This window comes from Octadecabacter temperatus, assembly GCF_001187845.1.
Lineage (GTDB): Bacteria > Pseudomonadota > Alphaproteobacteria > Rhodobacterales > Rhodobacteraceae > Octadecabacter > Octadecabacter temperatus.
In genome coordinates, this window is the sequence record NZ_CP012160.1 from 400,067 (window position 1) to 424,925 (window position 24,859).

At 54.4% G+C, this 24,859-nt stretch carries 25 protein-coding genes and 1 tRNA gene; 13 read left to right on the forward strand and 13 right to left on the reverse strand.

The features are described from left to right. Positions 1–14 precede the first annotated feature (14 nt). On the reverse strand, positions 15–1,277 hold the full coding sequence (locus OSB_RS02140) for a Zn-dependent hydrolase (RefSeq protein ID WP_049833433.1): 1,263 nt from the start codon (positions 1,275–1,277) through the stop codon (positions 15–17). Positions 1,278–1,447: 170 nt separating this feature from the next. On the opposite strand from OSB_RS02140, the gene OSB_RS02145 reads away from it, so the two are divergent. Next, positions 1,448–2,068 (forward strand): TetR family transcriptional regulator C-terminal domain-containing protein, encoded by a 621-nt coding sequence (locus OSB_RS02145; protein ID WP_049833434.1) that lies wholly within the window; start codon positions 1,448–1,450, stop codon positions 2,066–2,068. A gap of 48 nt (positions 2,069–2,116) precedes the next feature. On the opposite strand, the gene preA is transcribed toward OSB_RS02145, so the two are convergent. Genes preA through OSB_RS02160 form a run of 3 tightly spaced genes read right to left on the reverse strand, consistent with a single transcriptional unit; the run spans position 2,117 to position 5,163 of the window. Continuing rightward, positions 2,117–3,421, reverse strand: coding sequence for an NAD-dependent dihydropyrimidine dehydrogenase subunit PreA (gene preA, locus OSB_RS02150; RefSeq protein WP_049833435.1), 1,305 nt, complete (start codon positions 3,419–3,421; stop codon positions 2,117–2,119). Between the two features lie 18 nt (positions 3,422–3,439). Further along, on the reverse strand, positions 3,440–3,832 hold the full coding sequence (locus tag OSB_RS02155) for a hypothetical protein (RefSeq protein WP_049833436.1): 393 nt from the start codon (positions 3,830–3,832) through the stop codon (positions 3,440–3,442). Beyond that, positions 3,829–5,163 carry an NAD(P)-dependent oxidoreductase gene (locus tag OSB_RS02160; RefSeq protein WP_049833437.1) on the reverse strand — a complete coding sequence of 445 codons (1,335 nt, stop codon included), beginning with the start codon at positions 5,161–5,163 and terminating at the stop codon, positions 3,829–3,831. The genes OSB_RS02155 and OSB_RS02160 overlap by 4 nt, the downstream gene beginning before the upstream one ends. Before the next feature lie 172 nt (positions 5,164–5,335). Here OSB_RS02160 and OSB_RS02165 point away from each other — a divergent pair, with 172 nt between their 5' ends. The 7 genes from OSB_RS02165 to OSB_RS02195 all read left to right on the forward strand — a co-directional run bounded on the left by OSB_RS02165 (position 5,336) and on the right by OSB_RS02195 (position 11,699). Further along, positions 5,336–5,620, forward strand: a complete 285-nt coding sequence (locus tag OSB_RS02165) for a DUF1330 domain-containing protein (RefSeq protein ID WP_049833438.1) — start codon at positions 5,336–5,338, stop codon at positions 5,618–5,620. 143 nt (positions 5,621–5,763) lie between these two features. Further along, a complete protein-coding gene (locus OSB_RS02170; protein WP_049833439.1) occupies positions 5,764–8,637 on the forward strand; it encodes a monovalent cation/H+ antiporter subunit A in 2,874 nt (957 codons plus the stop codon). Between the two features lies 1 nt (position 8,638). Next, positions 8,639–8,986: a Na+/H+ antiporter subunit C gene (locus tag OSB_RS02175; protein WP_049833440.1), complete on the forward strand. Its 348-nt coding sequence runs from the start codon at positions 8,639–8,641 to the stop codon at positions 8,984–8,986. After that, positions 8,983–10,530 carry a monovalent cation/H+ antiporter subunit D gene (locus OSB_RS02180; RefSeq protein ID WP_049833441.1) on the forward strand — a complete coding sequence of 516 codons (1,548 nt, stop codon included), beginning with the start codon at positions 8,983–8,985 and terminating at the stop codon, positions 10,528–10,530. The genes OSB_RS02175 and OSB_RS02180 overlap by 4 nt, the downstream gene beginning before the upstream one ends. Before the next feature lies 1 nt (position 10,531). After that, positions 10,532–11,032: a Na+/H+ antiporter subunit E gene (locus OSB_RS02185; protein WP_049833442.1), complete on the forward strand. Its 501-nt coding sequence runs from the start codon at positions 10,532–10,534 to the stop codon at positions 11,030–11,032. Further along, positions 11,029–11,316, forward strand: a complete 288-nt coding sequence (locus OSB_RS02190; protein ID WP_049833443.1) for a K+/H+ antiporter subunit F — start codon at positions 11,029–11,031, stop codon at positions 11,314–11,316. Before OSB_RS02185 ends, OSB_RS02190 begins: the two co-directional genes overlap by 4 nt. Further along, the gene (locus OSB_RS02195; RefSeq protein WP_049833444.1) at positions 11,313–11,699 is read left to right on the forward strand and encodes a Na+/H+ antiporter subunit G; all 387 of its coding nucleotides are present in this window, start codon (positions 11,313–11,315) and stop codon (positions 11,697–11,699) included. The genes OSB_RS02190 and OSB_RS02195 overlap by 4 nt, the downstream gene beginning before the upstream one ends. Here OSB_RS02195 and OSB_RS02200 read toward each other — a convergent pair. The 3 genes from OSB_RS02200 to OSB_RS02210 are packed head-to-tail and all read right to left on the reverse strand — an operon-like array spanning position 11,696 to position 16,328. Continuing rightward, positions 11,696–12,559 (reverse strand): glucosamine kinase nucleotide-binding domain-containing protein, encoded by an 864-nt coding sequence (locus OSB_RS02200; protein ID WP_049833445.1) that lies wholly within the window; start codon positions 12,557–12,559, stop codon positions 11,696–11,698. The two genes, OSB_RS02195 and OSB_RS02200, sit on opposite strands and share 4 nt — an antisense overlap. After that, on the reverse strand, positions 12,556–14,259 hold the full coding sequence (locus OSB_RS02205; RefSeq protein ID WP_049833446.1) for a hydantoinase B/oxoprolinase family protein: 1,704 nt from the start codon (positions 14,257–14,259) through the stop codon (positions 12,556–12,558). Before OSB_RS02205 ends, OSB_RS02200 begins: the two co-directional genes overlap by 4 nt. After that, on the reverse strand, positions 14,256–16,328 hold the full coding sequence (locus OSB_RS02210) for a hydantoinase/oxoprolinase family protein (RefSeq protein ID WP_049833447.1): 2,073 nt from the start codon (positions 16,326–16,328) through the stop codon (positions 14,256–14,258). Before OSB_RS02210 ends, OSB_RS02205 begins: the two co-directional genes overlap by 4 nt. Before the next feature lie 171 nt (positions 16,329–16,499). Between OSB_RS02210 and yghU the strand changes: the two genes are divergently transcribed. The 3 genes from yghU to OSB_RS02225 all read left to right on the forward strand — a co-directional run bounded on the left by yghU (position 16,500) and on the right by OSB_RS02225 (position 19,375). Continuing rightward, positions 16,500–17,336: a glutathione-dependent disulfide-bond oxidoreductase gene (gene yghU / locus OSB_RS02215; RefSeq protein WP_049836008.1), complete on the forward strand. Its 837-nt coding sequence runs from the start codon at positions 16,500–16,502 to the stop codon at positions 17,334–17,336. Positions 17,337–17,466: 130 nt separating this feature from the next. Further along, a complete protein-coding gene (gene rlmF, locus OSB_RS02220; protein WP_049833448.1) occupies positions 17,467–18,375 on the forward strand; it encodes a 23S rRNA (adenine(1618)-N(6))-methyltransferase RlmF in 909 nt (302 codons plus the stop codon). Between the two features lie 430 nt (positions 18,376–18,805). Beyond that, complete coding sequence (locus tag OSB_RS02225; protein ID WP_143831166.1) at positions 18,806–19,375, forward strand: hypothetical protein; 570 nt, start codon at positions 18,806–18,808, stop codon at positions 19,373–19,375. Between the two features lie 252 nt (positions 19,376–19,627). Here the strand turns inward: OSB_RS02225 and OSB_RS02230 are convergent. Then, positions 19,628–19,703 (reverse strand) — tRNA-Ala (locus OSB_RS02230). A gap of 104 nt (positions 19,704–19,807) precedes the next feature. After that, positions 19,808–20,134, reverse strand: coding sequence for a TIGR02300 family protein (locus OSB_RS02235; RefSeq protein WP_049836009.1), 327 nt, complete (start codon positions 20,132–20,134; stop codon positions 19,808–19,810). A gap of 107 nt (positions 20,135–20,241) precedes the next feature. On the opposite strand from OSB_RS02235, the gene OSB_RS02240 reads away from it, so the two are divergent. Then, entirely contained in the window at positions 20,242–20,931 is a 690-nt protein-coding gene (locus tag OSB_RS02240) for a M48 family metallopeptidase (protein WP_049833450.1), read from the forward strand. Between the two features lie 31 nt (positions 20,932–20,962). Next, positions 20,963–21,613 (forward strand): GntR family transcriptional regulator, encoded by a 651-nt coding sequence (locus tag OSB_RS02245; RefSeq protein ID WP_049833451.1) that lies wholly within the window; start codon positions 20,963–20,965, stop codon positions 21,611–21,613. Here OSB_RS02245 and OSB_RS02250 read toward each other — a convergent pair. From OSB_RS02250 to OSB_RS02265, 4 genes are all read right to left on the reverse strand, one after another. Then, on the reverse strand, positions 21,610–22,437 hold the full coding sequence (locus OSB_RS02250; RefSeq protein ID WP_049833452.1) for a tellurite resistance TerB family protein: 828 nt from the start codon (positions 22,435–22,437) through the stop codon (positions 21,610–21,612). The two genes, OSB_RS02245 and OSB_RS02250, sit on opposite strands and share 4 nt — an antisense overlap. Positions 22,438–22,569: 132 nt before the next feature. Next, positions 22,570–23,958, reverse strand: a complete 1,389-nt coding sequence (gene lpdA / locus OSB_RS02255; protein WP_049833453.1) for a dihydrolipoyl dehydrogenase — start codon at positions 23,956–23,958, stop codon at positions 22,570–22,572. Between the two features lie 72 nt (positions 23,959–24,030). Further along, positions 24,031–24,420, reverse strand: coding sequence for an MAPEG family protein (locus OSB_RS02260; protein WP_049833454.1), 390 nt, complete (start codon positions 24,418–24,420; stop codon positions 24,031–24,033). After that, positions 24,417–24,827: a hypothetical protein gene (locus OSB_RS02265; RefSeq protein ID WP_143831168.1), complete on the reverse strand. Its 411-nt coding sequence runs from the start codon at positions 24,825–24,827 to the stop codon at positions 24,417–24,419. The genes OSB_RS02260 and OSB_RS02265 overlap by 4 nt, the downstream gene beginning before the upstream one ends. Positions 24,828–24,859: the final 32 nt, after the last annotated feature.

Sequence of the window (24,859 nt, forward strand, 5' to 3'; positions counted from 1 at the left end):
CCCCCAATTCAGCGCTAAGAAACAATCTCCGCCGTTTCCAACACAGCATGCATCAATACATCCGCACCTGCTGTCGCCCACTCTTGTGAGATTTCCTCGGCTTCGTGATGAGAAAGCCCATCCACACAAGGGCACATGATCATCGCAGTGGGGTACATCAGGTTGATCCAGCACGCATCGTGGCCTGCGCCCGAAATGATATCTATATGCGAATAGCCCAGCCGTTCAGCCGCATTTCGTACAGCCGTCACACAGCCCTTATCAAAGGCAGGCGGGTCAAATTGGCCAACGATTTCGCAAGAAAAATCAACGCCGATATCTTCGCATAGTTTTGGTGCGCGTTCGTTGAATTCCGCCACTATCGCGTTCAGTTTATCCAGCAAATGCGTGCGCATATCGACGGTGAAAACCACCTTTCCGGGGATCACGTTGCGCGAGTTGGGGTAGACGTCGATATGGCCAATCGCACCAACCGCATTGGGCTGGTTCGCCATCGCGATTTCATGAACCAGTTCCGTCACCAGCGCCAAACCGCGCCCTGCGTTTTTGCGCATATGCATGGGGGTGGACCCTGTATGGCTTTCCTTGCCGGTCACCGTGCATTCGATCCAGCGCAGGCCTTGGCCGTGGGTCACGACGCCGATATCTTTGCCCTCGGCTTCCAAGATCGGGCCTTGCTCGATGTGCAATTCGAACATGGCGTGCATCTTGCGGTCGCCAACCTTTTCGGTGCCCTTCCAGCCGATCCGCTCAAGCTCATCGCCGAACTTCTTACCGTCTGCATCCACACGGTTGTTTGCCCAGTCAAGCGTATGTTTGCCCGCGAAAACGCCAGACGCCAGCATCGCTGGCGCATAACGCGTGCCTTCTTCATTGGTCCAATTCGTTACAACAATCGGGTGCTTTGTCTTGATGTCGAGGTCATTCATCGTGCGGATGAGTTCGAGACCACCAAGCACGCCCAACACGCCGTCGTACTTTCCGCCCGTCGGCTGTGTATCCAAATGCGAACCCACGTAAACGGGTAGGGCGTCAGGGTCGGTCCCTTCGCGACGGGCAAACATATTGCCGATCTCGTCAACGCCCATGCTCATTCCAGCGTCTTCGCACCATTTCTGGAAAAGATGGCGGCCTTCACTGTCTTCATCCGTCAACGTCTGGCGGTTGTTGCCACCAGCAACACCAGGGCCAATCTTGGCCATTTCCATCAGGCTGTCCCAAAGACGTTCGCCATTGATTTTAAGATTTTCACCCATTGCTGGCGTATCCGCTGGCATGGCACATCCCCCGATGACTAGCTAAAATTTTGACCAACTGGTCAAAGGCAGGCTAACAGAGGGCTAACACCAGTCAAGGATTTTGCTTAACCAATTGGCGGCAAACGGGTACACCGTACTGCATGTACGGGCTGAATGCCTAATTTGTAACCAGAATGAAAAGTTACCCTATGCCCAAAGCCGCTCAAAAGTCGGACACGCGAATCCAAAAGAAGAACCAGTCTGCGATTCTGGCGGCTGGATTGGTCGTGTTTTCGCAGTTTGGCTTTCGCGGGTCGACATTGGATCAGGTTGCAGATGAGGCGGGTTTGTCGAAGCCTAATCTGCTTTACTATTTTCGGTCCAAGGACGCGATTTATACAGCCTTGCTCGCTAAGTTGCTTGAAAACTGGCTTGAGCCCCTTCGCAAAATTGACCCAGAAGGCGATCCAGTTGAAGAGCTGTTGGGCTATGCAAAACGCAAGCTCGCGATGAGCCAGAATTTCCCGCGCGAAAGCCGCCTGTTTGCGAATGAAATCATCCAAGGTGCGCCGCGCATTGGTGACGTTCTAAGCGGAGAGTTGCGTGAACTGGTGGATGAAATCGCGGTCATCATTAACGGATGGGTCGCTGCAGGGCGGATCAATGTGGTTGACCCACACCATCTGATTTTCTCGATTTGGGCGCAGACCCAACACTACGCGGATTTCGATGTTCAGGTCCGTGCGATTTTGGGCAAGACAGATCCATTTGACGGGGCAGAGCATCATCTCGAAACGATGCTTCGCCGGATGTTGACGCCAACCACATAAAAAAGGCCGGCGTCGAAACGCCGGCCAAGTTGAAGGGAAAACTTCGATCTATTCCGCGGCCGTGGCCGACGGGTTGTTGGGGTGGGTCGTCCAGTTTGCATAGTCTTTCTGAACAACTTTGCCCGTGCGCGGGTCGACGGTACCTGGCTCCATTGCGACCATCGTAATGCAGTCCTCAACAGGGCAAACATCTACGCAAAGATTACATGCGACGCATTCATCGTCGTTGACGGTAAATACGCGATCATCGGACATCAAAATCGCTTGGTGAGAGGTGTCCTCGCAGGCGGCATAGCAACGACCGCATGAGATACAATCGTCCTGATTGATGACCGCTTTGGCCACGTAGTTCAGGTTCAGGTATTGCCAGTCTGTCGTGTTCGGGATCGCCTTCCCCATGAAGTCCTGAATGCTGGTGTGGCCCTTTTCATCCATCCATTGGGACAGGCCCGAAATCATTTCCTGAACGATCTTGAAGCCGTAGGTCATCGCCGCTGTGCAGACCTGCACGTTACCACAACCAAGCGTGATATATTCAGCCGCATCACGCCACGTCGTTACGCCGCCGATTCCTGAAATCGGCAGGCCGCTGGTCTCTGGATTACGGGCAATTTCGCTGACCATCGACATCGCAATGGGTTTCACCGCTGGGCCGCAGTAGCCGCCATGCGTGCCTTTGCCGTCAATGCTCGGTTCCGGTGACATCGAGTCGAGGTTCACTGAGGTGATGGAATTGATCGTATTGATGAGCGAAACCGCGTCCGCGCCACCGCGCATCGCCGCAGCGGCGGGTTTGCGAATGTCTGTAATGTTTGGCGTCAGCTTCACAATGACAGGCTTGCTGTAGTACTGCTTGCACCAGCGCGTGACCATTTCGATGTATTCAGGAACCTGTCCAACGGCACTGCCCATGCCGCGTTCCGCCATCCCGTGCGGGCAGCCAAAGTTTAATTCAATCCCGTCCGCGCCCGTGTCTTCGACCAACGGCAAAATGGCTTTCCATGCGTCTTCTTCGCAAGGCACCATAAGGGAAACGATGATTGCACGATCAGGGTAGTCGGCCTTCACGCGTTTGATTTCTTCGAGGTTGGTGAACAGGTCGCGGTCGGTGATCAACTCGATGTTGTTAATCCCGAGAACGCGGCGATCCGCGCCATAGATCACGCCGTAGCGTGGGCCATTGACGTTCACTACGGGTGGCCCTTCCGACCCGAGCGTCTTCCAAACCACGCCGCCCCATCCGGCCTCGAACGCGCGGCGCACGTTGTATTCTTTGTCCGTTGGCGGTGCCGAAGCGAGCCAGAACGGGTTCGGGGATTTGATGCCTAAAAAGTCTGTGGTCAGGTCAGCCATGGGTTCGGCTCCTCTCGATCATTGAAAATGGGAACAAGGCAGAAAATGCATTTCGTCTTTATGCGTATCTGTCCCAAGAACTAGGGTTCCATCGGCAGCGCCAAACAGAGTCATTTGCGTTAAGCCTTCTACAGGCTGTTCGACTAATTCGACCTCACCTTCGCCTGTCCCATCGGCCAAATGGACGGTTCGGCAAGCAACGGGAGACCTCCAGGAATCGGCGCTATCCAGCGTGATGGGCAGGTTTTCCACGTCACAGAAAGTGTGTTCGTTGAACCCGATTCCGGTGGATTCTATCAGCATGGTCTCATTGCCAGTGCACCACGACCCCGTCAGCGGCCAAGCCTGCTCATCGGATTTGGCGAGGCTGGATGTCGCCAGCAAAACGAATGTCGCGGTTACGCGGATCATGACGCCTCGCTTAGGACGCCATGAATATCGATCGCAGCATCACGACCTTCTGCAACGGCAGTCACCGTCAAATCGTCGCCGCCGGACGCGCAATCGCCGCCAGCCCAAACGCCGGACCGACTGGTGCGGCCCGCGCCTGTCACGGCAATCTTACGTCCGGTTAGGTCAAGCCCGCCATCGCTGGTCAACGTCTGTCCAATCGCACTGAACACTTGGTCTGCAGGTAAACGAACGGTTTCGCCCGTGCCGGAAAGTTTGCCATCTTTCGTGCTGGTGTATTCCAGCTCAATCTCGGCGGCGGTACCGTTACCATGGATCGCTAGTGGTTGCGCATTGAACATCAGATTCACGCCGAAAGATGAGGCCAAGTCTTGTTCATAGCGGCTTGCAGACATTGCATCGCGGCCGCGCCGATATGCAATCGTCACGCTTTGCGCACCAAGAAGCTTGGACTGAACCGCTGCATCCACCGCCGTCATGCCTCCACCAATCACCACAACGTTGCGGCCAACTGGCAAGGCGGACAAATCACTGGCTTGGCGCAGATCGCGGATGAAAGAAACAGCGTCCTCAACACCTTCTTTATCGTCCCCATCAATCGACAAAGCATTCACACCACCCAATCCAACCGACAAGAATACAGCATCGAAATCTTGGGTTAGGTCGTCGATGTTCAGATCAGCACCTAACGCCATGCCGGTTTTGATCTCAATCCCACCGATAGAGCAAAGCCAATCAACCTCGCGCGCAGCAAAGTCGTCTGTCGACTTATACGCTGCGATCCCGAATTCGTTCAGGCCGCCCGCTTTCTGCAGGGCATCATAAACAATCACATCATGCCCAAGCATTGCCAAACGATGCGCACAGGACAGTCCTGCTGGCCCAGCCCCGACAACAGCAATCTTCTTACCAGTGGACGCCGCGCGCACGAAGGGCATCACACCTTTTGCCATCACAGTGTCCGTTGCGAACCGTTGCAGGCGACCAATCTCAACTGGCTTTCCTTCGGCCAGTTCACGCACGCAGGCCTGTTCACACAGATCTTCGGTTGGGCAAACGCGGGCGCACATGCCGCCCAAAATGTTCATGTCGAAAATGGTCTTCGCTGCGGCATCTGGTGTACCGGTGGCGATCTGGCGAATGAACAACGGAATGTCGATATCCGTCGGACACGCCGTGATGCAGGGCGCGTCATGACAGAAATAGCAACGATCAGCGGCAACCGCGGCTTCATGCCCGTCTAAGGGCGCGTGCAAATCAGAGAAGTTTTCCGCCAACGCGTCCGCATCAAGGCGCTGTGCTGCAATTCCATTTGTAAAAGGCGAATTCATGTGAGCTCCGTCGTCTAAATCGGGTTTACTTTGGCACAGATTATTTTTTTATCAAACGGTAAAATTTTTATAGCTTCAGCTCTTTGGTTTTGCTCATGTTTTGATAGACGTTGAAGCAGTGACGCCTAAGATGCGGGCGAAATACGAACGATTTTTATCAGGAGACTCAGCAATGTCCGTTTATGCAATTGTCCAAGTGGACGTAAAAGATGCCGATGAATATGCGAAGTACGCGGTCCTAGCGGGGCCAGCGGTCGAAAAGTACAACGGCGAATTTCTTGCCCGTGGCGGCGAGGTTGAAGTCATGGAAGGCACAACCCGTGCACGCTGCGTGATTATCAGGTTCGCTGATCTGAGCACTGCAAAAACATTTTATCACAGCCCTGAATACCAAGAGGCTTTAGCTTTTGCCCTGCCTGTGTCAGATCGTGATTACAAATTTGTTGAAGGAATCTGAGTTTAATCAGCACAGGTCTCTGCATTTGAAGCCTGTGAAAAAGCGCCCAAACATAGTTGAATTCGTTCTCTAGCCCTTGAGAATAGCGTAAAACTGACCCAGAAGGGGTGCACTGTTTTCAAGCCCGAAGCTCAGGAGTTCGCGTGTCACTCTTTCTCATCGTCGCACTGCCATTTTTGGGAGCGCTCCTTCCTGGTTTGATGAACTCTGCCGGCCGTCAAGCTGTTGGTGGAGTAACCTTCACGGTCACGCTTGCAGCGTTCGTCGGATTGATGACCAATCTACCGGCCGTATTGGACGGTCACGTGGTGCAAGCCGGCTTTGATTGGTTTCCGCAGCTGGGTTTGAACGTGACGCTCATGCTCGACGGGCTTGGGTTTTTCTTTGCGACATTGATCCTTGGTATTGGCCTTTTGATCATTGCTTACGCGCGTTTCTATCTAGCGCGTGAAGACAACATGGGTGAGTTTTTCACCTACCTACTGCTGTTCCAAGGCGCGATGGTCGGGATCGTTCTTTCCGACAACGTGCTGCTTTTGTTGATTTTCTGGGAGCTGACATCGCTGTCGTCTTTCCTGCTGATTGGCTACTGGAAGCACCTTGAAGCAGGGCGCCAAGGCGCGCGCATGGCGCTGACCGTCACGGGTATGGGTGGCCTCGCGCTGATCGGTGGTATGCTGATTATCGGGCAAATTGTTGGTTCCTATGATCTTTCCGTGATCCTTCAGAATCGCGAACTGATCCAAGCCGACCCACTTTATGTCCCCGCGCTTATCCTGATTTTGCTCGGTGCATTTACCAAGTCGGCTCAGTTTCCGTTCCACTTTTGGCTGCCCCACGCGATGGCCGCACCGACGCCTGTGTCCGCTTATCTGCACTCAGCGACGATGGTTAAAGCTGGCATTTTCCTGATGGCGCGCATGTGGCCTGTGCTATCTGGCACGCCGGAATGGTTCTACATTGTCACCACGGCGGGCCTGATCACGATGATCCTTGGTGCTGTGATTGCGCTATTCAAACATGATCTAAAGGCGCTGCTTGCGTTTTCTACAGTCTCGCATCTTGGTCTCATCACGATGCTACTGGGCACCGGAACCGCGTTTGGCGCATTTGCCGCGATGTTCCACATCCTCAACCATGCGACGTTTAAGGCGGCGTTGTTCATGTCGGCGGGTATCATCGATCACGAAACAAACACCCGTGACATCCGTTTGCTGGGTGGTTTGCGCCATCTCATGCCGATCACTTTTGTCATCGCGACCATTGCGGCGCTTTCCATGGCAGGTATTCCGTTCCTGAACGGATTCCTCAGCAAGGAAATGATGCTCGAAGAGATGGAGCATACGTATCTGTTCGGCCCTGAATGGTTAGTGCCTGCACTCGCGACGTTTGGGTCGTTGTTTTCAGCCGCTTATTGCTTCCGCTTGATTGGGCACACCTTCCTTGGACCAAAACGCGACGCTGAAAGCTATCCTGCGAAACCACATGACCCGGGTGCGGGCTTGTGGTTGCCACCAGCGATCCTTGCCATTCTGGTCGTTGTCATTGGTGTTGCACCGTTCTTGGTCGAAGATTTCGTCAAGATCGTCACAGGGGCGGTCCTTGGCTCTGCGGCTGAGGTTCCTGATGCGCACATCAAAATCTGGCACGGGTTTGTGACGCCGCTTTATATGTCGATTGCGGCGGTTGTTGGTGGGCTTATCGTGTTGTCGATGTTCAAGCCGTTGTCACGCGTCTGGGAAGCGACGCCGCGACCTGAAGCGAAAAACATCTTTGACGACATCATTGCTGCTTTCGTGATGTATGCACGCGTGCTGATCCATCCGCTGCACAACGGCGCGTTCACCCGCTACGGCTTGATCATGGCCGTTACCGTTGTCGCGGTTGGGTATCATGCTTGGGTGACAGGACTTGTTGGCCCCGTCACCCGCGAAGTTCAGCCTGTGGGTTGGGTTGAGATCGGTGGCTGGATCATGCTGGTTGCGGCTTCCCTTGGCCTTGCGGCATTGCACTACAACCGTCTTTTGGCGCTGATTCTTATCGGGATTGTCGGTCTTATGGTTTCAGTCGCCTTTGTATTCCTAAGCGCGCCTGATCTTGCGATGACACAGATTACCGTTGAGGTTGTGACAATCATTCTGCTGCTCTTGGCGCTGAACTTTTTGCCAAATCAAACGCCGGTCGAAAGCTCGGTTTGGCGGCGCACACGCGATGTTGTCGTCGCTGGTGCCGCTGGATTGGCGACTATGGCGCTGACATATCACTACTTGTTGCGCGAAGCTGTCGCGGCACCAATTTCGGAATTCCACCTCGCCAATTCCTATAAAGGTGGGGGCGGCACGAATGTCGTCAACGTTATCCTCGTTGATTTCCGTGGCTTTGATACCTTCGGCGAGATCATCGTTTTGGGTATCGCCGCGTTGTTGATCTATGCGCTGACGGAAACTTTGTTGAACGGCCCTGTACGGGCACGCCTTCTCAATCGCGTCCCTGACAAGCCACTTTCGGGTACTCAGCACCCGATGATGATGGTCGTTCTCACGCGTGTGATTATGCCCATCGTATTGATGGTTGGTTTCTACATCTTCTTGCGTGGCCACAACGAACCGGGTGGTGGGTTTATCGCAGGTCTGATCGTGTCGATTGCGGTCGTGATGCAATATATGGCCAGCGGGTTTAACTGGGCGTCCGACCGCATTCGTTTCCCGTATCACGGGGTGATTGGAACGGGTGTGCTGATTGCTGGTCTGACGGGTATTGGGTCGTGGTTCTTTGCCAAGCCATTCCTGACATCTGACTTTACCTATGTCCGCATTCCACCTTTCGAGAAATTCGAGCTGGCCACGGCCGCGTTGTTTGATCTTGGGGTGTTTCTTGCCGTTGTCGGCGCTGTGATGCTGACGCTTGAAAGCTTCTCGCGTCTGGCACGTCGTGCCCATGTTAAGGACTCTGACAACCCAATGGACGTTGATCCGTCACTTCTTGTTGAACCGAATTCACCAGAGGGGGGCGTGTAACATGGAAGTTCTCGTTGCATCAGCCGTCGGCATTTTGACGGCAACAGGCCTGTATTTGGTTCTGCGTCTGCGCACCTTCCCGGTAATCTTGGGAATGTCTTTGCTGACCTATGCGGTCAACGTTTTCTTGTTCGCCTCAGGGCGTCTGACCATTGGCGCACCTCCGATCCTGACGGACAGCGCAACGGTTTACACAGATCCACTGCCACAAGCCTTAGTGCTTACGGCGATTGTGATTTCATTCGGCATGACAGCCGTTGTCGTGATGATCGCACTTGGTGCCTATCTTGGAACGAACGATGATCTGGTCGATGACCCGATTGTCACGGACGAGGAGGACGCGTCATGAGCCATTGGATTATCGCCCCCATTGTCCTGCCCGCAATGCTTGCGCCATTTATCGTACTGGCCGCGCGCTATCACATCGGCATTCAGCGTGTGTTCTCGCTTGTTGGTGTCCTCGCTCTGATTACGATTTCAGCAGGCCTCGCTTGGACGGCTTCTGATGGCACTATCATTCTTTATCAACTGGGTGATTGGGCCGCGCCGTTTGGCATCGTTCTTGTCGGCGACATGCTCTCGACGCTGATGATATTGCTCACGTCCGTTTTAGCGCTATTTGTGCTTCTCTATGTGATTGGATCAGGTTGGGATGACCGTGGTCGCCATTTCCACGCGCTCTTCCAGTTCCAGCTTATGGGAATCATGGGCGCGTTTTTGACGGGTGACTTGTTCAACCTGTTCGTCTTCTTTGAAGTCCTCCTGATCGCGTCTTATGGCCTGATGATCCACGCGGGCGGCAACGTGCGGCTTCGGGCTGGCGTTCAATACGTGCTGTTCAACCTGCTTGGATCGACATTGTTCCTATTTGCGCTTGGATCGATCTACGCCGAAACGGGGACGCTTAATATGGCGGACCTCGCGCTACGTGCGCAGATGATCAGCGGCGATGCGACTGTTGGTATTCGCGTGGCGTCCGTGCTGCTGTTGTTGGTCTTTGCGATTAAGGCCGCCGTTGTGCCGCTGCATTTCTGGTTGCCGTCTAGCTACGCCGAGGCGCCGGGGCCGGTCGCTGCACTTTTCGCGATCATGACCAAGGTCGGCGCCTATGCCATCATCCGCGTTTACACATTGATTTTTCCACCGGACCTCGACGTCACCGCAGGTTTGCACGAAGTTTGGCTGATGCCAGCAGCGTTGCTCTCATTGGCGCTTGGTATGATCGGCGTTTTGGCCGCCAAGTCACTCGATCGCCTCGTGGCTTTTGCTGTTATCGGATCGATGGGCATGGTGATGGTCGCGATTGCACTGATGACGTCTGAAGGCATTGCCGCTGCACTTTACTACATCGTCCATTCGACACTCGCAGGAGCTGCGCTGTTCCTGATCGTTGATCTGGTAAAATCAAGCCGCTCATCGCTTGCGTTGCGCACGATGCCCCCTATCGCAGGTGCTGCCCTCACGGCTGGGTTGTTTTTTGCAGCGGCCATCGCAATGACGGGCCTTCCACCATTGTCGGGCTTCATCGGCAAGCTGCTGATTTTGGATGCCTCGTTTGAAACACCCTTCGGTGTCTGGATTTGGGCAATCGTTTTGGGCGCGAGCCTGATTTCCGTCGTTGGCTTTGCCCGTGCAGGCAGCGTCGTGTTCTGGAAGGCCAACAGCGTTGCGCCGGATGAAGACGCCGAGGCCCAGGAACCAGCGCATTTCCTATCCTACGCCGCCGCCGGTGGCCTGATCGTGCTAAGCGCGGCATTCACCGTCTTTGGCGGTCATGCACAGGCTTACATGCAGGCAACGTCTGAGCAACTGTTCGCGCCCGAGCCTTACATCGCAACCGTGTTGGAAACCGAAGGTAAACTAAGCGGCGCGACTGAAGAGGGGGATCACTGATATGAAACGTTTCTTCACTTGGCTTTTCCCGCACCCTGCTATGACACTGCTGCTCGCGGTTGTTTGGATTATCCTTCAAAAGGAGTTGTCTTACGGGATGGCCCTTTTCGGGTTGATCCTCGGGGTCATCATTCCGCGTGCCACGGCGCATTGGTGGCCTGACAGACCGCATGGGTTCCGCGTTTTTCGAATGATCTCCTATATCATTTTGGTTTTGTGGGACATCGTCGTCGCCAACGTTCAAGTCGCTTGGATCGTGCTGACGCGCCCCAATTCAAAACTACGCCCAGCGTGGATCATCGTCCCACTTGATATTCGTGACCCTGAGGCGATCTCGGTTCTTGCTGGCACGATCACACTCACACCCGGAACAGTTTCGGCCGACATGTCCAGCTCGGGAAGTTGCCTGTTGGTCCACGCGCTTGATGCGCCGGACCCTGATGCGATACGCGACGACATCAAGCAACGTTACGAAGCCCGCCTGAAGGAGATTTTTGTATGATACCTGCAGATGAATTCCTGAGCTTGGCACTGGCCATCTCATTCGCGACTGTAGCTGTTTCCCAGTTGCTTGCGATGATCCGTCTGGTGATTGGGCCTGGTTCGGGTGATCGAATTCTTGCACTCGATACGATGGTTGTGAACGCCATCGCATTGATCGTGCTTTTGGGCATATCCCAAGGAACTCGAATATATTTTGAGGTCGCTCTTATCATCGCCATGCTCGGCTTTGTGTCCACCGTGGCCTATGCGCGGTTTGTTTTACGCGGGGACATCATCGAATGAGCTGGGATATTATCGGAACTTACGCTGTTGCCATCTTCCTGTTGATCGGGGCATTTTTTACGCTGGTCGGCGCAATCGGGTTATTCCGTTTGAGCGATGCAATGACACGCCTGCATGCGCCGACGAAGGTTGGCACAATGGGCATTGGAGCGCTTTTGCTTGCGTCAATGACAAGCGGGTTCGTCGCCGGAAACGGCTCGTTTCACGAGCTTCTTATTATGGCGTTCTTGTTTGTGACTGCGCCGATTTCCGCGAACTTCATGAGCAAAGTGAACATTCATACAAAGGCGTCTATCGCGCCGCCAGATGCGCCCGATAAGCAGACATGGTCGACACTGGTCAAACGTGATGGCGATGAAGTCCCTAAAGACGAGCCTGCTTAAGCTGAAATGCCTCTCGCTAAGGTCAGCGCGCCGTCTAGGGCAGAGCCCTCACCGGGTCGTAGCCATTCCTGCGCGGCAGGTGACAAGAACGGTGCATAAGATGGGCCAAGCCCCCCAGTCAGGCAGAATGGTTCGCCGTTCTTCGGCTTGAGGTGCGCAAAGGCCAATTCAATGTAAAGCCCGCCGTCTTTCATCAAGCGCATCGCGATTGGATCGTCTGTTTTTCCCGCGTCCGTTACGAACGGAGCAAACGCGCCAAAGTCTGCGGGTGTCGCTGTTGTGGCAAAATCCACGATGGCGTTGGCGTCTTTACCAAATTTTTCAAACAACGCTTTGGTTAGGTCAGTCTCGTCTTGCATCCCATCACAGGCCAAAAGCGTTTCGGACAACGCAGATCGACCGAGCCACGCAGCTGACGCTTCGTCGCCCAAGGTCAAACCCCAGCCACCAATAAAGCGAAAGTCGGCCCCGCGTTTGGATCCGACAAAACTGCCCGTGCCAATTGCCGCGACGATTCCATCCTTGTCTCCAAGCGCCCCTGCCAACGTTGTCGGTCTATCGTCCGTGATAGACGCTGCGCCAAACGGCATAGCGGTATGAATGCTGTCAGCCTGCTGCGCCGTTAACACGCCCGCCAACCCGATATGTGCATGGGCGTTGCTGAGGTCGTGCAGGCCCGCCGCAGCACATGCGTTGTCGATTGCACCCAACACACTGCGGATCGCGCTGTTTGGGTCGGAAGTCACATTCGCAGACCCGCCGCGCCCTTCGCCAAGCACTTGGTTCGCTGTCCCAATAACCGCGCGACACCCTGTGCCGCCGCCGTCAACACCAACGTATATTTGTTTGTGATCGCTCAAGTGGCGTCACCACGTGCGACGCCCGCCAAGACGTCCGCAATTTCATCTGCGCTTAATCCATAATCTGCTGCGGCGGACTCTGCTGATATGTACCCGCGTGACAGATCGCGTTTGACCAGCTCTGGATCGCGCTTGGCAGCGTCCCCGTAACCAGCGCCCCCAGGAAACGCCATCAACACGCGTCGCCCGTGCGCGACGAACTGTTTGCCCTTTCCGCGCATGGGCGTGCCATCGTCTTGTGCAATCGTTGTGGGGGCGCCGTGATGCCCGCCCCTCCGTCCGCGTGCAGGATGATCAACGCGGTCTAGCATCGCCTGAAAATCGAATTCATGACCTTCACGAGCACCAACTTCCATGAACTGCCCAAGCCCACCGCGCTGTTTTCCAGCACCACCAGAGTCAGGCCGCAATTCCTTGCGCCAAATGATAACAGGGCCAGCGTGTTCTGTTGCCTCAATCGGCATCGTCATAACACCGGACGGGAACGCCGTGGCGTTCAGCCCATCATGCTCAGGCCGTGCGCCTGCACCACCTGAATTGAATGTCAGAACTTCGGATCTAACGGCATCCTTAGGGGCGGGGGCATCTGTGCGCGGGCGCAATGACACCTGGAAGTTACACAGGCATCCAGCGCCTTCAGCAGGCACCAAATCCGGAAGGATCTTGTCCAAGGCATCATAGACCGTGTCAGGAACGAAATGCCCGATGATATGGCGCAATGCGACGGGCGCAGGGTGAAGCGCGTTCACAATCGAATTTACCGGAGCCGTGATTTCAAACGGGGCCAAAGACGCGGCATTGTTCGGGATTTCAGGCGCGATAGCGCACTTCAGCGCGTAGCATGCGTAGGCCTTGGTATAGACCAGCGGGACGTTAATCCCCATTTTGTCGAGGCCAGACGTGCCGGCAAAATCCGACAGAATGCGATCCTGTTCGATGCTGACCTTCACCTTCAGGGAAATCGGCGTATCAAATCCGTCTATTACCATTTCCCCGCTGGCAGATTGGCGGGGCAACGCATTGATCCGCTCCAGTGTTGCTCGGCGGGAATTATCAAGGATGAAACTCGCGATGCCGGACAGATCGTCCATCGCGAACTCCTTCATCATCTCGACCAAACGGCGATGCCCGATCTCGTTGCAGGTCGCGAGGGCGTAGATATCTCCGATCAGCTGGTCGGGCTCGCGCACATTGCTCCGCAGCATGGCGACCATGGTTTTGTCCACGACCCCACGTTCGGTGAATTTCAGGATAGGGATGTGTATCCCTTCTTCATAGACGCTTGCCCCGTCGGCACCTAAACCACGTCCGCCGATATCAACGACATGTGCAGTGCAGGCGAAAAACCCGACGTGCTTGCCGTTATGAAATGACGGCGTGACCATCGTTATGTCGTGCAAATGCCCAGTGCCTTCCCACGGATCGTTAGTGATATAGACGTCACCTTCAAAGATGTTTTCACGCCCGATACGACGAATGAAATGCGCAACGGCATCAGCCATTGCATTCACATGCCCGGGCGTTCCCGTGACGGCTTGCGCAAGCATATGCCCGTCGGTTTCATATACACCGGCAGACAAATCACCTGCCTCACGAACGGAGGTCGAGAACGCAGTACGCACCAATGCCTGCGCCTGTTCCTCGACGATCGAAATGAGGCGGTTCCACATGACTTGGTATGCAACATCTGAATGGGTCATGGCTTGGTCCTCACGTCAATGCAGCCATCTGGCTGACGTAGCGCCGTGCGCGACGCTGGCACGATGATTGTGGTTTCATCTTCGGTGACAACCGCGGGGCCATCCACGCCCGCGCCATCGTCCATTGAATCTCGTAGAACCACATTGGCGTTCTGGAACGCACTCGATACCGGATCAAAGAGCGACCGCGTCCCTGTGATTGACGCATCGCTTTCGCGCGTGATTTGTGTGGTTGGATTAACCCGTTCCGGTGGGGTCGTCGCATTTACGGACCAAACGGTAATCTCAATATCCATTCCGTCAACCGATCGCCCAAATAGCTTGGTGTAGTCTTCAATGAAGCGTGCTTTGAAGGTTTCGGCATCCGGTGCCATTGCCTGTTCTTGCGTCAGTTCAATCGGAATTTCCCAACCTTGACCAGTGTAGCGCATGTAGACTTTGTACTCGCTGATGATCTTTGATGTTGCGTCACAGGTTCGCACAAACCCAGTGGCTTCGGTGTTCAGGTCAGTGAGAAGCGCGATAATGGCAGCGGGGTCAAAATCTGACAGACGCATGTAAACAGACCGATTGGCCTCAAACGAAAAGGGCGCACGTAAGAACCCGATTGCGGATCCAACGCCCGCACCAGGCGGGACCAGAAGACGCTCAACACCCAGCTTTTCGCACAACCGCCCTGCATGCAGTGGCGCCGCTCCGCCAAACGCGATCATGGTATATTCAGACAGGTCTTCGCCATTCTCCACCGCATGCACCCGCGCCGCGTTCGCCATGTTTTCATCCACGACCTCGGCCAAGCCAAATGCGGATGTCGTCGCGTCCATGTCTAGTACGTTGCCAATTTCAGCGCTTAACGCGGTCTTGGATGATGCGGTATCAAGCGTAATCGACCCGCCAGCGAAATTATCCGGATCTAGCTTTCCCAGCACCAGATCTGCATCCGTCACCGCGGGGCGTGCGCCCCCACGACCATAACATGCAGGGCCCGGCTCTGACCCCGCGCTTTCCGGTCCAACGCGAATTTGACGCATGGCATCAACGGACCCGAGTGATCCACCGCCAGCGCCAATTTCAACCATATCGATCACCGGAATGGAAATCGGCATGCCGCTGCCCTTTTTGAAACGATAGGTCCGCGCCACTTCAAAGACGCGGGATGTTTTGGGGGTCTGGTTCTTGATCAGACAGATTTTGGCGGTGGTGCCACCCATGTCAAAGCTCAGCACCTTATCGAGCTGGTAGCGCGCGGCGATATGTGCGGCGAAAACCGCGCCGCCGGCGGGGCCGGATTCAACCAGTCGCACGGGGAAGTCAGCCGCGCTTTGGATTGAAATAATACCGCCACCCGAATGCATCAGGAAAATGCTGCAACTCACCCCTTCGCCCTTCAGACGGTCTTCCAAACGGCTGAGGTAACTCTTCATCAGCGGTTTGATATAGGCGTTAGCAACGACCGTATTGAAACGCTCGTACTCGCGCATTTGTGGTGACACTTCGCAGGACAAGGACACCATGGCGTCGGGCATTCTTTCGGCGATAACCTCGGCAACAAGACGTTCGTGCGCAGGGTTAAGGTAGCTGTGGATCAACCCAATCGCGATGCTTTCGTATCTAGCGGCGACGATTTGGTCGACGACAGGTTCGATTTGAGCACGGGTAAGGGGCACCAGCTCGGCACCGGTCGCATCTATCCGACCTGGGACGGTGTAGCGCATTTGGCGGGGCAATAAGGGCTCAGGAAGGTTGAGGTTCAGATCATACTGCTCAAACCGAGACTCGGTTCGCATTTCAATGACATCACGAAACCCTTCAGTCGTGATCAACGCTGTCTTCGCACCACGGCGTTCGATCAAGGCATTGGTCGCGAGTGTGGTTCCATGGATGATTTGGCCAATTTCTGTTGGCGCGACACCGGACTTGGTGCAAACCTGATGAATACCTTCGATGATCGCATTCTCGGGCGCAGCGTAGGTGGTTAAAACCTTGGTTGAATAGCTCTTTCCGTCAGCTTCCAGAACGACGTCCGTAAACGTCCCACCGATATCAACGCCAAGCCGTGCCTTACTCATTATGATCGCTCCTTTTACCACTTTCCTGACATTGGGACGGGATGCCTTCAGACGCAACCTTTGAGAATTCCGCCGCCGCAATCAAAACTATTTGATCCGAACCGCCCAAGACCCCATTGCGCCCGCCGCTGTTAGGCTTAGCTTGTGCGCAACAGCATCGAGGATTTGAATATGACCTATACGCCCCCCAAAGTCTGGACATGGGATTCCGAGAACGGCGGCCAGTTCGCCAGCACCAATCGCCCGATCGCGGGCCCAACCCATGACAAAGACCTGCCCGTGGGCAAGCATCCTCTGCAGCTGCACTCATTGGCGACACCAAATGGGGTTAAGGTCACGGTGATGTTGGAAGAGCTGTTGGCCAAAGGTTACGCCGCTGACTACGACGCGTGGTACATCGACATTAACGAGGGCGACCAGTTTTCCAGCGGGTTTGTCGATGTAAATCCGAATTCAAAAATTCCAGCGCTGTTTGATAAATCCACTGGTGTCCGGGTGTTCGAATCTGGCGCCATCCTGCTGTATCTGGCCGAAAAGTTCCGCGCATTCTTACCGCGTGACATTGAAGCGCGCACCGAAACACTGAATTGGCTATTTTGGCTGCAAGGGTCTGCACCTTATCTGGGCGGTGGATTTGGCCATTTCTACAAGTACGCCCCAGAGAAACTCGAATACCCGATCAACCGTTTCGCGATGGAAGCCAAACGCCAGTTGGATGTGTTGAACCAACAGCTCGAGGACAATCGCTATGTTGCAGGCGCGGAATACACGATTGCCGATATGGCGACCGCACCTTGGTACGGCGCTTTGGTCAAAGGTGCAGTTTACGACGCCGAGGAATTCTTGGACACGGCCAGCTATGAAAACGTCAACCGCTGGGCTGATGATGTGATGTCGCGTCCGGCGTTCATCAAGGGCCGTATGGTGAACCGTGGTTGGGGTGAAGACCACGAACAACTTCGCGAGCGTCACGACGCAAGCGACTTTGACGCAGTGCCCAAAGCCTAGAAGACCCGACTGTTAAAAAGTTTCAGGAACGCATCGCGCCGTTCCTGATTTTACCTTTTGGGTAAGAATGCCTAAAATCAGCCAACCGTCTGATGCGTGACGTCCACCAAGTTCTATAAAGGCGTCCCACATGGCTGGAAAATCAAAGCTGCATCCCCGAAATCAACACGCGCAAGGTTATGATTTTAGGCGCTTGGTGGCGGATACACCTGAACTTGAAGCCTTCACGACAACCAATCCACGCGGTCAGACGACGATTGATTTTCAAGATGTGAATGCTGTTCGCATGCTCAATCGGGCACTGTTAAAAACGCATTATGATATTGGGTACTGGGATATCCCGACCGGCTATCTGTGTCCGCCAATTCCTGGTCGAGTGGACTACATCCACTACCTTGCGGACTTGCTGGCCGAAGGTAAAAGTCAGGACGTTCCGCGTGGGCCTCACATCAAAGTACTAGACATCGGAACCGGAGCGAGCCTTGTTTACCCGCTGACGGGCCAGAGCGAGTATGGCTGGGCCTTCACAGGCGTTGATATCGACGCGGGCGCGTTCAAATCAGCAAAGAAGATTTGTGAACTAAACGAATTGAAGATCACCCTTCGACAGCAATCCGAACCTAAAAAAATCTTCCGGGGCGTTATCAAGCCCAACGATGTGTTTCATCTAACCATGTGCAACCCGCCGTTTCACGCATCCATGGAGCAGGCGAACAAAGGCACCCAGCGCAAATGGTCCAACCTCGGGAAGGGACGTTCAACCAAGCTTAACTTTGGCGGTCAGAACGCTGAGCTATGGTGTCCGGGTGGCGAAATCAAATTCATCGCCCGTATGGTCGAACAGAGCGTGGAGTTTTCCGAACAGTGCCTTTGGTTTACATCGTTGGTTTCCAAGAAAGATAACCTTCAGCCACTAGAGCGAATTTTGCGAAAAGCTAATGTCGTTGATTTTCAAGTCGTCGAAATGGCCCAAGGCCAAAAAACGAGCCGTTTCATTGCCTGGACCTATATGACGAAGAAACAGCGCTCTTTGTTTTGAATTTAGGGCCGAACCGTTACGCGCCTAAATGTGGTTCCATTTTTGAAAGTACAAATTTGCTCATGCATTGAGGATTTTTGGCGCTACGTGAGGTCAACTAACCGCAGTCAATATGCAAAGTACCGCGTTGTTCTTCACCCCGCTTAAGAGGCCTGAGATCACAAGGGCGAATATCAACACACTGAGATATGTGCCCATTTGTTTATGTACGCGTTGTTTTATTCACCGAGACTCGCATTGTTGACCAATTGTCAATAATGGCCAGTCTTTGGCACCATTGAATTGAAAATCTGCTAGAAGAAGCCCCGAACCCCTTAAACCTTGCCTTATTTTTGACAACAACTTTAGATTGTATTCTTCTTATTGAACTCGCTTGAGGTGTTATTCAAGACGAACCGTTACAGTGCTGTTAACTAGGAAAGAGATTACCATGAGGATTCATCCTACAACTTCTAGAATGATGTATAAGGCGGTGAAGTCGCCTTTTGTTTGGCGCAGTGATTGGGGCTTTGCCCAGGTGAAACCTGAACCCGCTGTTTTCCAACGCTATGGAATATGTGGTGACTGTGAGGTGCCTTGCCGCGACGGGATGACAAAAATTCGTGACTTAACGAGCAAAGCGAAAATTATCACGCGGGGGCACGGGTTCGTCAGTGCAGTCGGTCTCATCAGGAATGATTGCTCAGCAATCAGCGAAGAAACTCAGCTTCGCGTGGGAATTCCCGCAGGTTCACTCGGCGGTGGATTACCACAAAATGCAATCGTCGTAGGCGCCCAGAGTAAAGTCTCTCGTTATATCAGCACAGCAAAGTCAAGGCGACTCAGTGCCGTTTCCGTCGATCTGGATGACGTGACTGGTCTTAATTTTCTTAAGGACTGCCCATCGGGTGATTTGTTCGTTCCTGTTTTCCGCGAAGCCGTAGAGATCAGCATTGAAGGCGTCTATGTCAGTTGCCCAACTATTTTGAACGTCCGTACAACAGTGGGCCCTGTTTCTTAACAAGTAGCAAATCAGAGAGTTCTATCAGTCATCTTGTTGCAGAGGTCGACAGGTTCTGATTGCGTAGCAAGCTACTTCAAAATCAAAAAATTCAAGCTTCCCTGCTAAAGGGAACAATTATGGTGCGATGCCGAATTTTGTCTGGAAAGTGCTACTGAACTGAACCTCTGCGATCAGAGTAATTGCAGAGCATTCGCCCGTAAGCCAACCCGCCAAAGTGCGTCTCATTTACAATTTCTGGAAAGGAAGGTTTGGTGGAGCATAGCGGGATCGAACCGCTGACCTCCTGCATGCCATGCAGGCGCTCTCCCAGCTGAGCTAATGCCCCTAAACCATAGGGTGCCGCTATTCGCGGACTTGGATGCTTTACGCAGCGGGGCGGGCGAGATCAAGAGAAAATCCCGCCCTAAAGCCCCAAAATCTAATCAGGTCTTAGGAATCGTCGTCTGGAGCGGCAACGTCAGCGATTTCCTCAAGAGGAACCGTGTCGTCTTCATCATCATCCAGAACGTCGTCACCCAGATCCGCATCATCATCCTCGTCGTCATCGTCGAGTACGAGATCGTCGTCTTCTGCGTTGTCTTCGTCCTTCTTGGACTGGGCATCAGCAGCGTCAGCAACCATTGTGCGGGTCTTGCCGGTTTCGACAACAACAACCTCACCAGTGTAAGGGCTGACAATCGGATCGGCGTTCAGGTCGTAGAACCGTTTTCCGGTTTCAGGGCAGAGGCGCTTTGTGCCCCACTCTTCCTTTGGCATGTGATCTTCCTTTTGGCGGTTCGGCCACTTGGCCGGATCGTCGCCAACTGCCATAAGGACAGGCCTAAGTCAAAGGCATTTGGCGCGTATAAATGTGAAAGGCGGATATGGGACGTTTGATCCTCGAAGGCAACCCCCCAGTAGAGGTTCTGTTGCGGCGTTCTGCGCGCGCACGGCGGCTCAGCCTGCGTATCTCGCGCTTAGACGGGCGTGCGACGCTGACATTGCCCAATAGGGTGCCAGAACGCGAAGGGATGGCCTTCCTGCGAGAGCGTGAAGCGTGGCTGCGCGGGCACTTGGATGGAATCGAGCCGGAGATGCCAGTTGTCTTGGGCGGAACGGTGCTATTTCGCGGCGCAGAGCTTCCACTTGTCGCAGGTGATGTGAAACGTGCGCGCCTCATCGACGGTGCCCTGGCGTTACCGAATGACCCAGACAAAGTGGGAAAACGGGTCGCTGCGTTTATGAAACTGCAGGCCCGCGACGCATTGGCAGACGCCTCGGACAGGTATTCCGCGGCGCTGGGGAAACCTTATGGACGCATTTCACTGCGCGATACGCGCTCGCGGTGGGGGTCATGCTCCTCTGCGGGCGACTTGATGTACTCTTGGCGCTTAATCATGGCCCCGACTGAGGTGCTTGAGTACGTCGCAGCCCATGAGGTCGCGCATCTTCAGCACATGGATCATTCGACCCGTTTCTGGGCCACTGTTGAGCGTCTGTATCCAGCGCATAAGGCATGTCGTAAATGGTTGCGCGATCACGGCGGCGCATTGCAGCGTGTGCGTTTTGATTGACGTCGCGCGTTGATGTGATCACAAACGCCCCATGTTGATCCAATCCAAAGCAAATGAACCCACCGGTGCCGCCCATGATCGCGTCTATCGCACATTGCGTGCCCGTATCATGCATGGCGAAATTGACCCCGGACAGGCGCTAACCCTGCGTGGGATTGGGAAAGAGTTCGGCGTGTCGATGACACCGGCACGCGAAGCAGCGCGGCGTTTGGTGGCGGAAGGGGCATTGTTCCTGTCATCATCAGGCCGCGTGTCGACGCCAGAGCTGTCCAACGAACGCATCGAAGAGCTCGCGGCGTTGCGAGCATTGCTAGAGCCAGAACTCGCAGCGCGGGCGTTGCCACGGGCGCATATGGCACTGATTGAACGGTTAGAAGAAATCAACGGACGGGTCGCGCGGGTCATCGCGCGACAGGACGCACCGGGCTACATCAAGCTAAACCTCGAATTCCACCGCACCCTTTATTTGCGCGCACAAGCACCGGCGATGTTGGCAATGGCTGAAACCATTTGGCTACAACTTGGCCCGACAATGTCCAAACTTTACGGGCGTTTGCGGCGCACGGAACCACCGCGCAATCACTTGCTGATACTTGCTGCGCTAAAAGCTGGCGACGAGGCGAGCCTAAAGCTTGCCGTGCGTTCAGATGCGACCCAAGGTCTACGGATGCTAAAAGTTTAGGCCTGCGGAACCGTGTGCAAATGCGCTGAGATACGCGCCATTGCACTGCGGAATTGATCGGCACCAATACGCATACGCTGGGCTAAGTCAGATACCACAGCGTATTCGCTCGGGTGAATTTCACCGTCAGCAACGGCAATGTTCAGCGCGGCCTCAAGTACAATTTGCCGGTCCCCGTCGGACAGACCTTCGCCGATCTGATCGATGTCAGATGGGGACGGGTTCAAGCGGCTTAGAAGTTCCATCACCTGTTGCGGCGCATAGGATGTGCCTGTCAGCCGGGTCAAAATACTTGAAATCTGTTGGACCTCAGCATCGTCAATTCGCCCATCTGCGATGGCAACTTGGCTCATCGCGACAAGGGAATGGATCGCGAGTGCGTCGGGTGTCTTCGCTTTGCGCGGTTTGCGATCACGAAATGCAATGAGAGCGCTAAACAAGATACCGATAGCAGCGACAATCAACCACGCATGACCCCAAAGAAGGTCTTTGATGGTGGCCCTTGGCGCTTCTGGAAGCTCTGCCGGCAGAAGCCCTGAGGCCTGCATTGCGGAAAACTGTTCGGCGGAAAGGGCACGGTAGGAATCGCCAACGCAACCATCTGGGGACAGGGCGTAAGACTGCACTGATGTATAAACCGGAACGAACAGCGCATTTGTAAAGTCCACGAGATGGCACAATGAAACGGGTTCGCCCGCCTGCCCAGGAAGGCTGGTTTCGGCCACAAAACGCAAGTCCTCGCCGGAAACAATATACGCATCTGCAGTTGATGCAGTTGTGGTCAGCCCGAATGAGAGCGCGATGATGGGCAGGAACTTACGCATATTGATACCTTCTGGTTGTCACTGAGGTACAGGATGCGCGTGCTGTGCGGCGAGGATAAGGCAAGGATTTGACAACGGGCGGGCCATTTCTGGCGCCGCCCGTCATTTTGGTTAACAATCTGTTAACGCAATTTAAGCGTGGATTGCACCGTCGCCACAAGCCAGCGCGGCTTCACGCACAGCTTCTGAATAAGTCGGGTGGGCGTGGCATGTGCGTGCAAGATCTTCAGCAGCGGCGCCAAATTCCATAGCAACACAAACCTCATGAATCAGGTCACCAGCCATCGGGCCAATGATATGTGCGCCCAAGATGCGGTCCGTCGCCTTATCCGCGAGGAGCTTTACGAAACCGTCACCAGCAAAGTTCGCCTTGGCGCGGCCGTTGCCCATGAAGGAGAACTTGCCGACCTTGTAATCGACGCCCTCATCCTTGAGCTGTTCTTCGGTTTTGCCAACATTCGCGACCTCAGGGTGGGTGTAGATGACACCAGGTATCACACCATAGTTAACATGAGGTTTCTGTCCGGCGAGGCCCTCAGCGCAGGCCATGCCTTCGTCTTCGGCTTTGTGGGCCAACATCGGACCGTCGATGCAGTCACCGATCGCGTAAATGCCAGCAACGTTTGTCGCGTAGTTGCCATCTGTCTTGATCTGGCCGCGTTCAGAACGCTCAACACCAAGTGCTTCAAGGCCAAGCCCGTCAACGTAAGGGCGACGACCTGTAGCAACCAGAACAGTGTCGGCGTCGATTGTCGCTTCACTGTCATCTTTGCGCAATTTGTAGGTGACTGTGGCCTTGCCGCCTTTGGATTTAACGCCTTGCACCGCTGCGCCCATGACAAAGTTAATGCCTTGTTTCGTCAGCATCTTTTGGAACTGACGCTGGACTTCGCCGTCCATGCCAGGCGTCACTGCGTCGAGGAATTCAACGACGGTCACTTCAGACCCAAGGCGGCTGTAAACGGACCCAAGCTCAAGCCCGATGACGCCTGCGCCAATCACGACCAGCTTGTTCGGTATCTTCTTCATTTCCAGCGCGCCCGTTGAGGACACGACAGTCTTTTCATCGATCTCAACACCGGGAAGCGAGGAAACCTCGGAACCGGACGCGATGATGATGTTCTTGGCCTCGTGGACCTCATCGCCGACTTTGACTTGGCCCGCAGCAGGGATCGAACCCCAACCCTTAAGCCAGTCCACTTTGTTCTTTTTCATAAGGAATTCAACGCCTTTGGTGTTCTGACCAATGACGTCGTCCTTATACGAGAGCATCTGTTTCCAATCGACCGACTGGGTCTTACCCTTCAGGCCCATTGCTGCGAAATTGTGCTGTGCTTCGTGCAGCATGTGGGACGCGTGGAGCAATGCTTTGGACGGGATACAGCCCACGTTCAGGCAGGTGCCGCCAAGCGTTTCACGCCCCTCAACGATAGCTGTTTTAAGACCCAATTGCGCGCAACGAATAGCGCAGACATAGCCGCCGGGGCCGGAACCGATGATGATGACGTCGTAGCTGGACATGGGGTTTTCCTTCGAATTTGGGCTGTAAAGAACCTGTATAGAATCCGTATATATTCTGTATATACAGCTGCCTTACATCAGAGTTGAGATAATCATGATGACGGTCGCCATAAAGCCGACGAACCAGATGAGAGAGCGCCACGGGCCTTTGCCGATGAGATAGGCAGGGACGTATAGCACGCGGGCGATAAGATAGGCCCAAGCGGCGGTTTGGGTGAGCGATGTGGATTGATCGGACAGGGTGACCACGACCACGGCGAGGGTGAACAGGATCAACCCCTCAAAATGGTTGTTCAACGCACGTCGTGCGCGGCCAGCGTAGCCCTGAAGCTCGACAGGGGTGTCGCGTGGGCCGAGTGCAACTTTTGTCGGCACCTGCATGTTCGCCAGCGTTGAGTAGAGGAAGAATTGAAGTGCTTGCAGCAGGCCTGCGAGGGCGAGGATGGTGAGTTCGGGGGTCATTTGTCTTCTTTCAAAAACGCTTCGGGGACCATCATTTCTGCCACATCGCTATTGAACCAAGGATCATCTTCTTCAAGCGGGAGCTCAAGACCACGGAGGTGTTCCGAACTACCGGTCCCATGCTCAATCCTCGAACGTAGCCTCGAATGGCGGTCTTGAGCTACCTTCAGTAATTTTTCTCTAGTTTCCTCGTCGTTAGAGCTTTCGATCATGCAGCTCAAAAGCGTGGACAACTCATTTTCAATGAGCATGTATTCAGCGGAACGTCTGGTTTGAACCTGACGTATTGTTTGAACAGTCTTGGTAATTACCTCCAAGTCTCTTTGAAGTCGCCGAACGGCGGTAAAGATGAGCCAGAGCAAAACTAGCAATATGGCAGGCCAAAGCCAGTGTTCAAACTCAGTCATTTTATCATATCGCCCGTGCTTGCACGGGCAGC

Bases quoted from the DNA above. Each gene is read 5' to 3' on its own strand.
- OSB_RS02180 (WP_049833441.1), top strand. From the start codon at position 8,983: ATGAGCCATTGGATTATCGCCCCCATTGTCCTGCCCGCAATGCTTGCG.
- OSB_RS02165 (WP_049833438.1), top strand. From the start codon at position 5,336: ATGTCCGTTTATGCAATTGTCCAAGTGGACGTAAAAGATGCCGATGAA.
- OSB_RS02260 (WP_049833454.1), bottom strand. From the start codon at position 24,420: ATGACCCCCGAACTCACCATCCTCGCCCTCGCAGGCCTGCTGCAAGCA.
- OSB_RS02250 (WP_049833452.1), bottom strand. From the start codon at position 22,437: ATGCGTAAGTTCCTGCCCATCATCGCGCTCTCATTCGGGCTGACCACA.
- OSB_RS02155 (WP_049833436.1), bottom strand. From the start codon at position 3,832: ATGATCCGCGTAACCGCGACATTCGTTTTGCTGGCGACATCCAGCCTC.
- OSB_RS02175 (WP_049833440.1), top strand. From the start codon at position 8,639: ATGGAAGTTCTCGTTGCATCAGCCGTCGGCATTTTGACGGCAACAGGC.
- OSB_RS02185 (WP_049833442.1), top strand. From the start codon at position 10,532: ATGAAACGTTTCTTCACTTGGCTTTTCCCGCACCCTGCTATGACACTG.
- rlmF (WP_049833448.1), top strand. From the start codon at position 17,467: ATGGCTGGAAAATCAAAGCTGCATCCCCGAAATCAACACGCGCAAGGT.
- yghU (WP_049836008.1), top strand. From the start codon at position 16,500: ATGACCTATACGCCCCCCAAAGTCTGGACATGGGATTCCGAGAACGGC.
- OSB_RS02140 (WP_049833433.1), bottom strand. From the start codon at position 1,277: ATGCCAGCGGATACGCCAGCAATGGGTGAAAATCTTAAAATCAATGGC.
- OSB_RS02265 (WP_143831168.1), bottom strand. From the start codon at position 24,827: ATGACTGAGTTTGAACACTGGCTTTGGCCTGCCATATTGCTAGTTTTG.
- lpdA (WP_049833453.1), bottom strand. From the start codon at position 23,958: ATGTCCAGCTACGACGTCATCATCATCGGTTCCGGCCCCGGCGGCTAT.
- OSB_RS02145 (WP_049833434.1), top strand. From the start codon at position 1,448: ATGCCCAAAGCCGCTCAAAAGTCGGACACGCGAATCCAAAAGAAGAAC.
- OSB_RS02195 (WP_049833444.1), top strand. From the start codon at position 11,313: ATGAGCTGGGATATTATCGGAACTTACGCTGTTGCCATCTTCCTGTTG.
- OSB_RS02205 (WP_049833446.1), bottom strand. From the start codon at position 14,259: ATGACCCATTCAGATGTTGCATACCAAGTCATGTGGAACCGCCTCATT.
- OSB_RS02240 (WP_049833450.1), top strand. From the start codon at position 20,242: ATGGGACGTTTGATCCTCGAAGGCAACCCCCCAGTAGAGGTTCTGTTG.
- OSB_RS02190 (WP_049833443.1), top strand. From the start codon at position 11,029: ATGATACCTGCAGATGAATTCCTGAGCTTGGCACTGGCCATCTCATTC.
- OSB_RS02235 (WP_049836009.1), bottom strand. From the start codon at position 20,134: ATGCCAAAGGAAGAGTGGGGCACAAAGCGCCTCTGCCCTGAAACCGGA.
- preA (WP_049833435.1), bottom strand. From the start codon at position 3,421: ATGGCTGACCTGACCACAGACTTTTTAGGCATCAAATCCCCGAACCCG.
- OSB_RS02245 (WP_049833451.1), top strand. From the start codon at position 20,963: ATGTTGATCCAATCCAAAGCAAATGAACCCACCGGTGCCGCCCATGAT.
- OSB_RS02210 (WP_049833447.1), bottom strand. From the start codon at position 16,328: ATGAGTAAGGCACGGCTTGGCGTTGATATCGGTGGGACGTTTACGGAC.
- OSB_RS02160 (WP_049833437.1), bottom strand. From the start codon at position 5,163: ATGAATTCGCCTTTTACAAATGGAATTGCAGCACAGCGCCTTGATGCG.
- OSB_RS02225 (WP_143831166.1), top strand. From the start codon at position 18,806: ATGAGGATTCATCCTACAACTTCTAGAATGATGTATAAGGCGGTGAAG.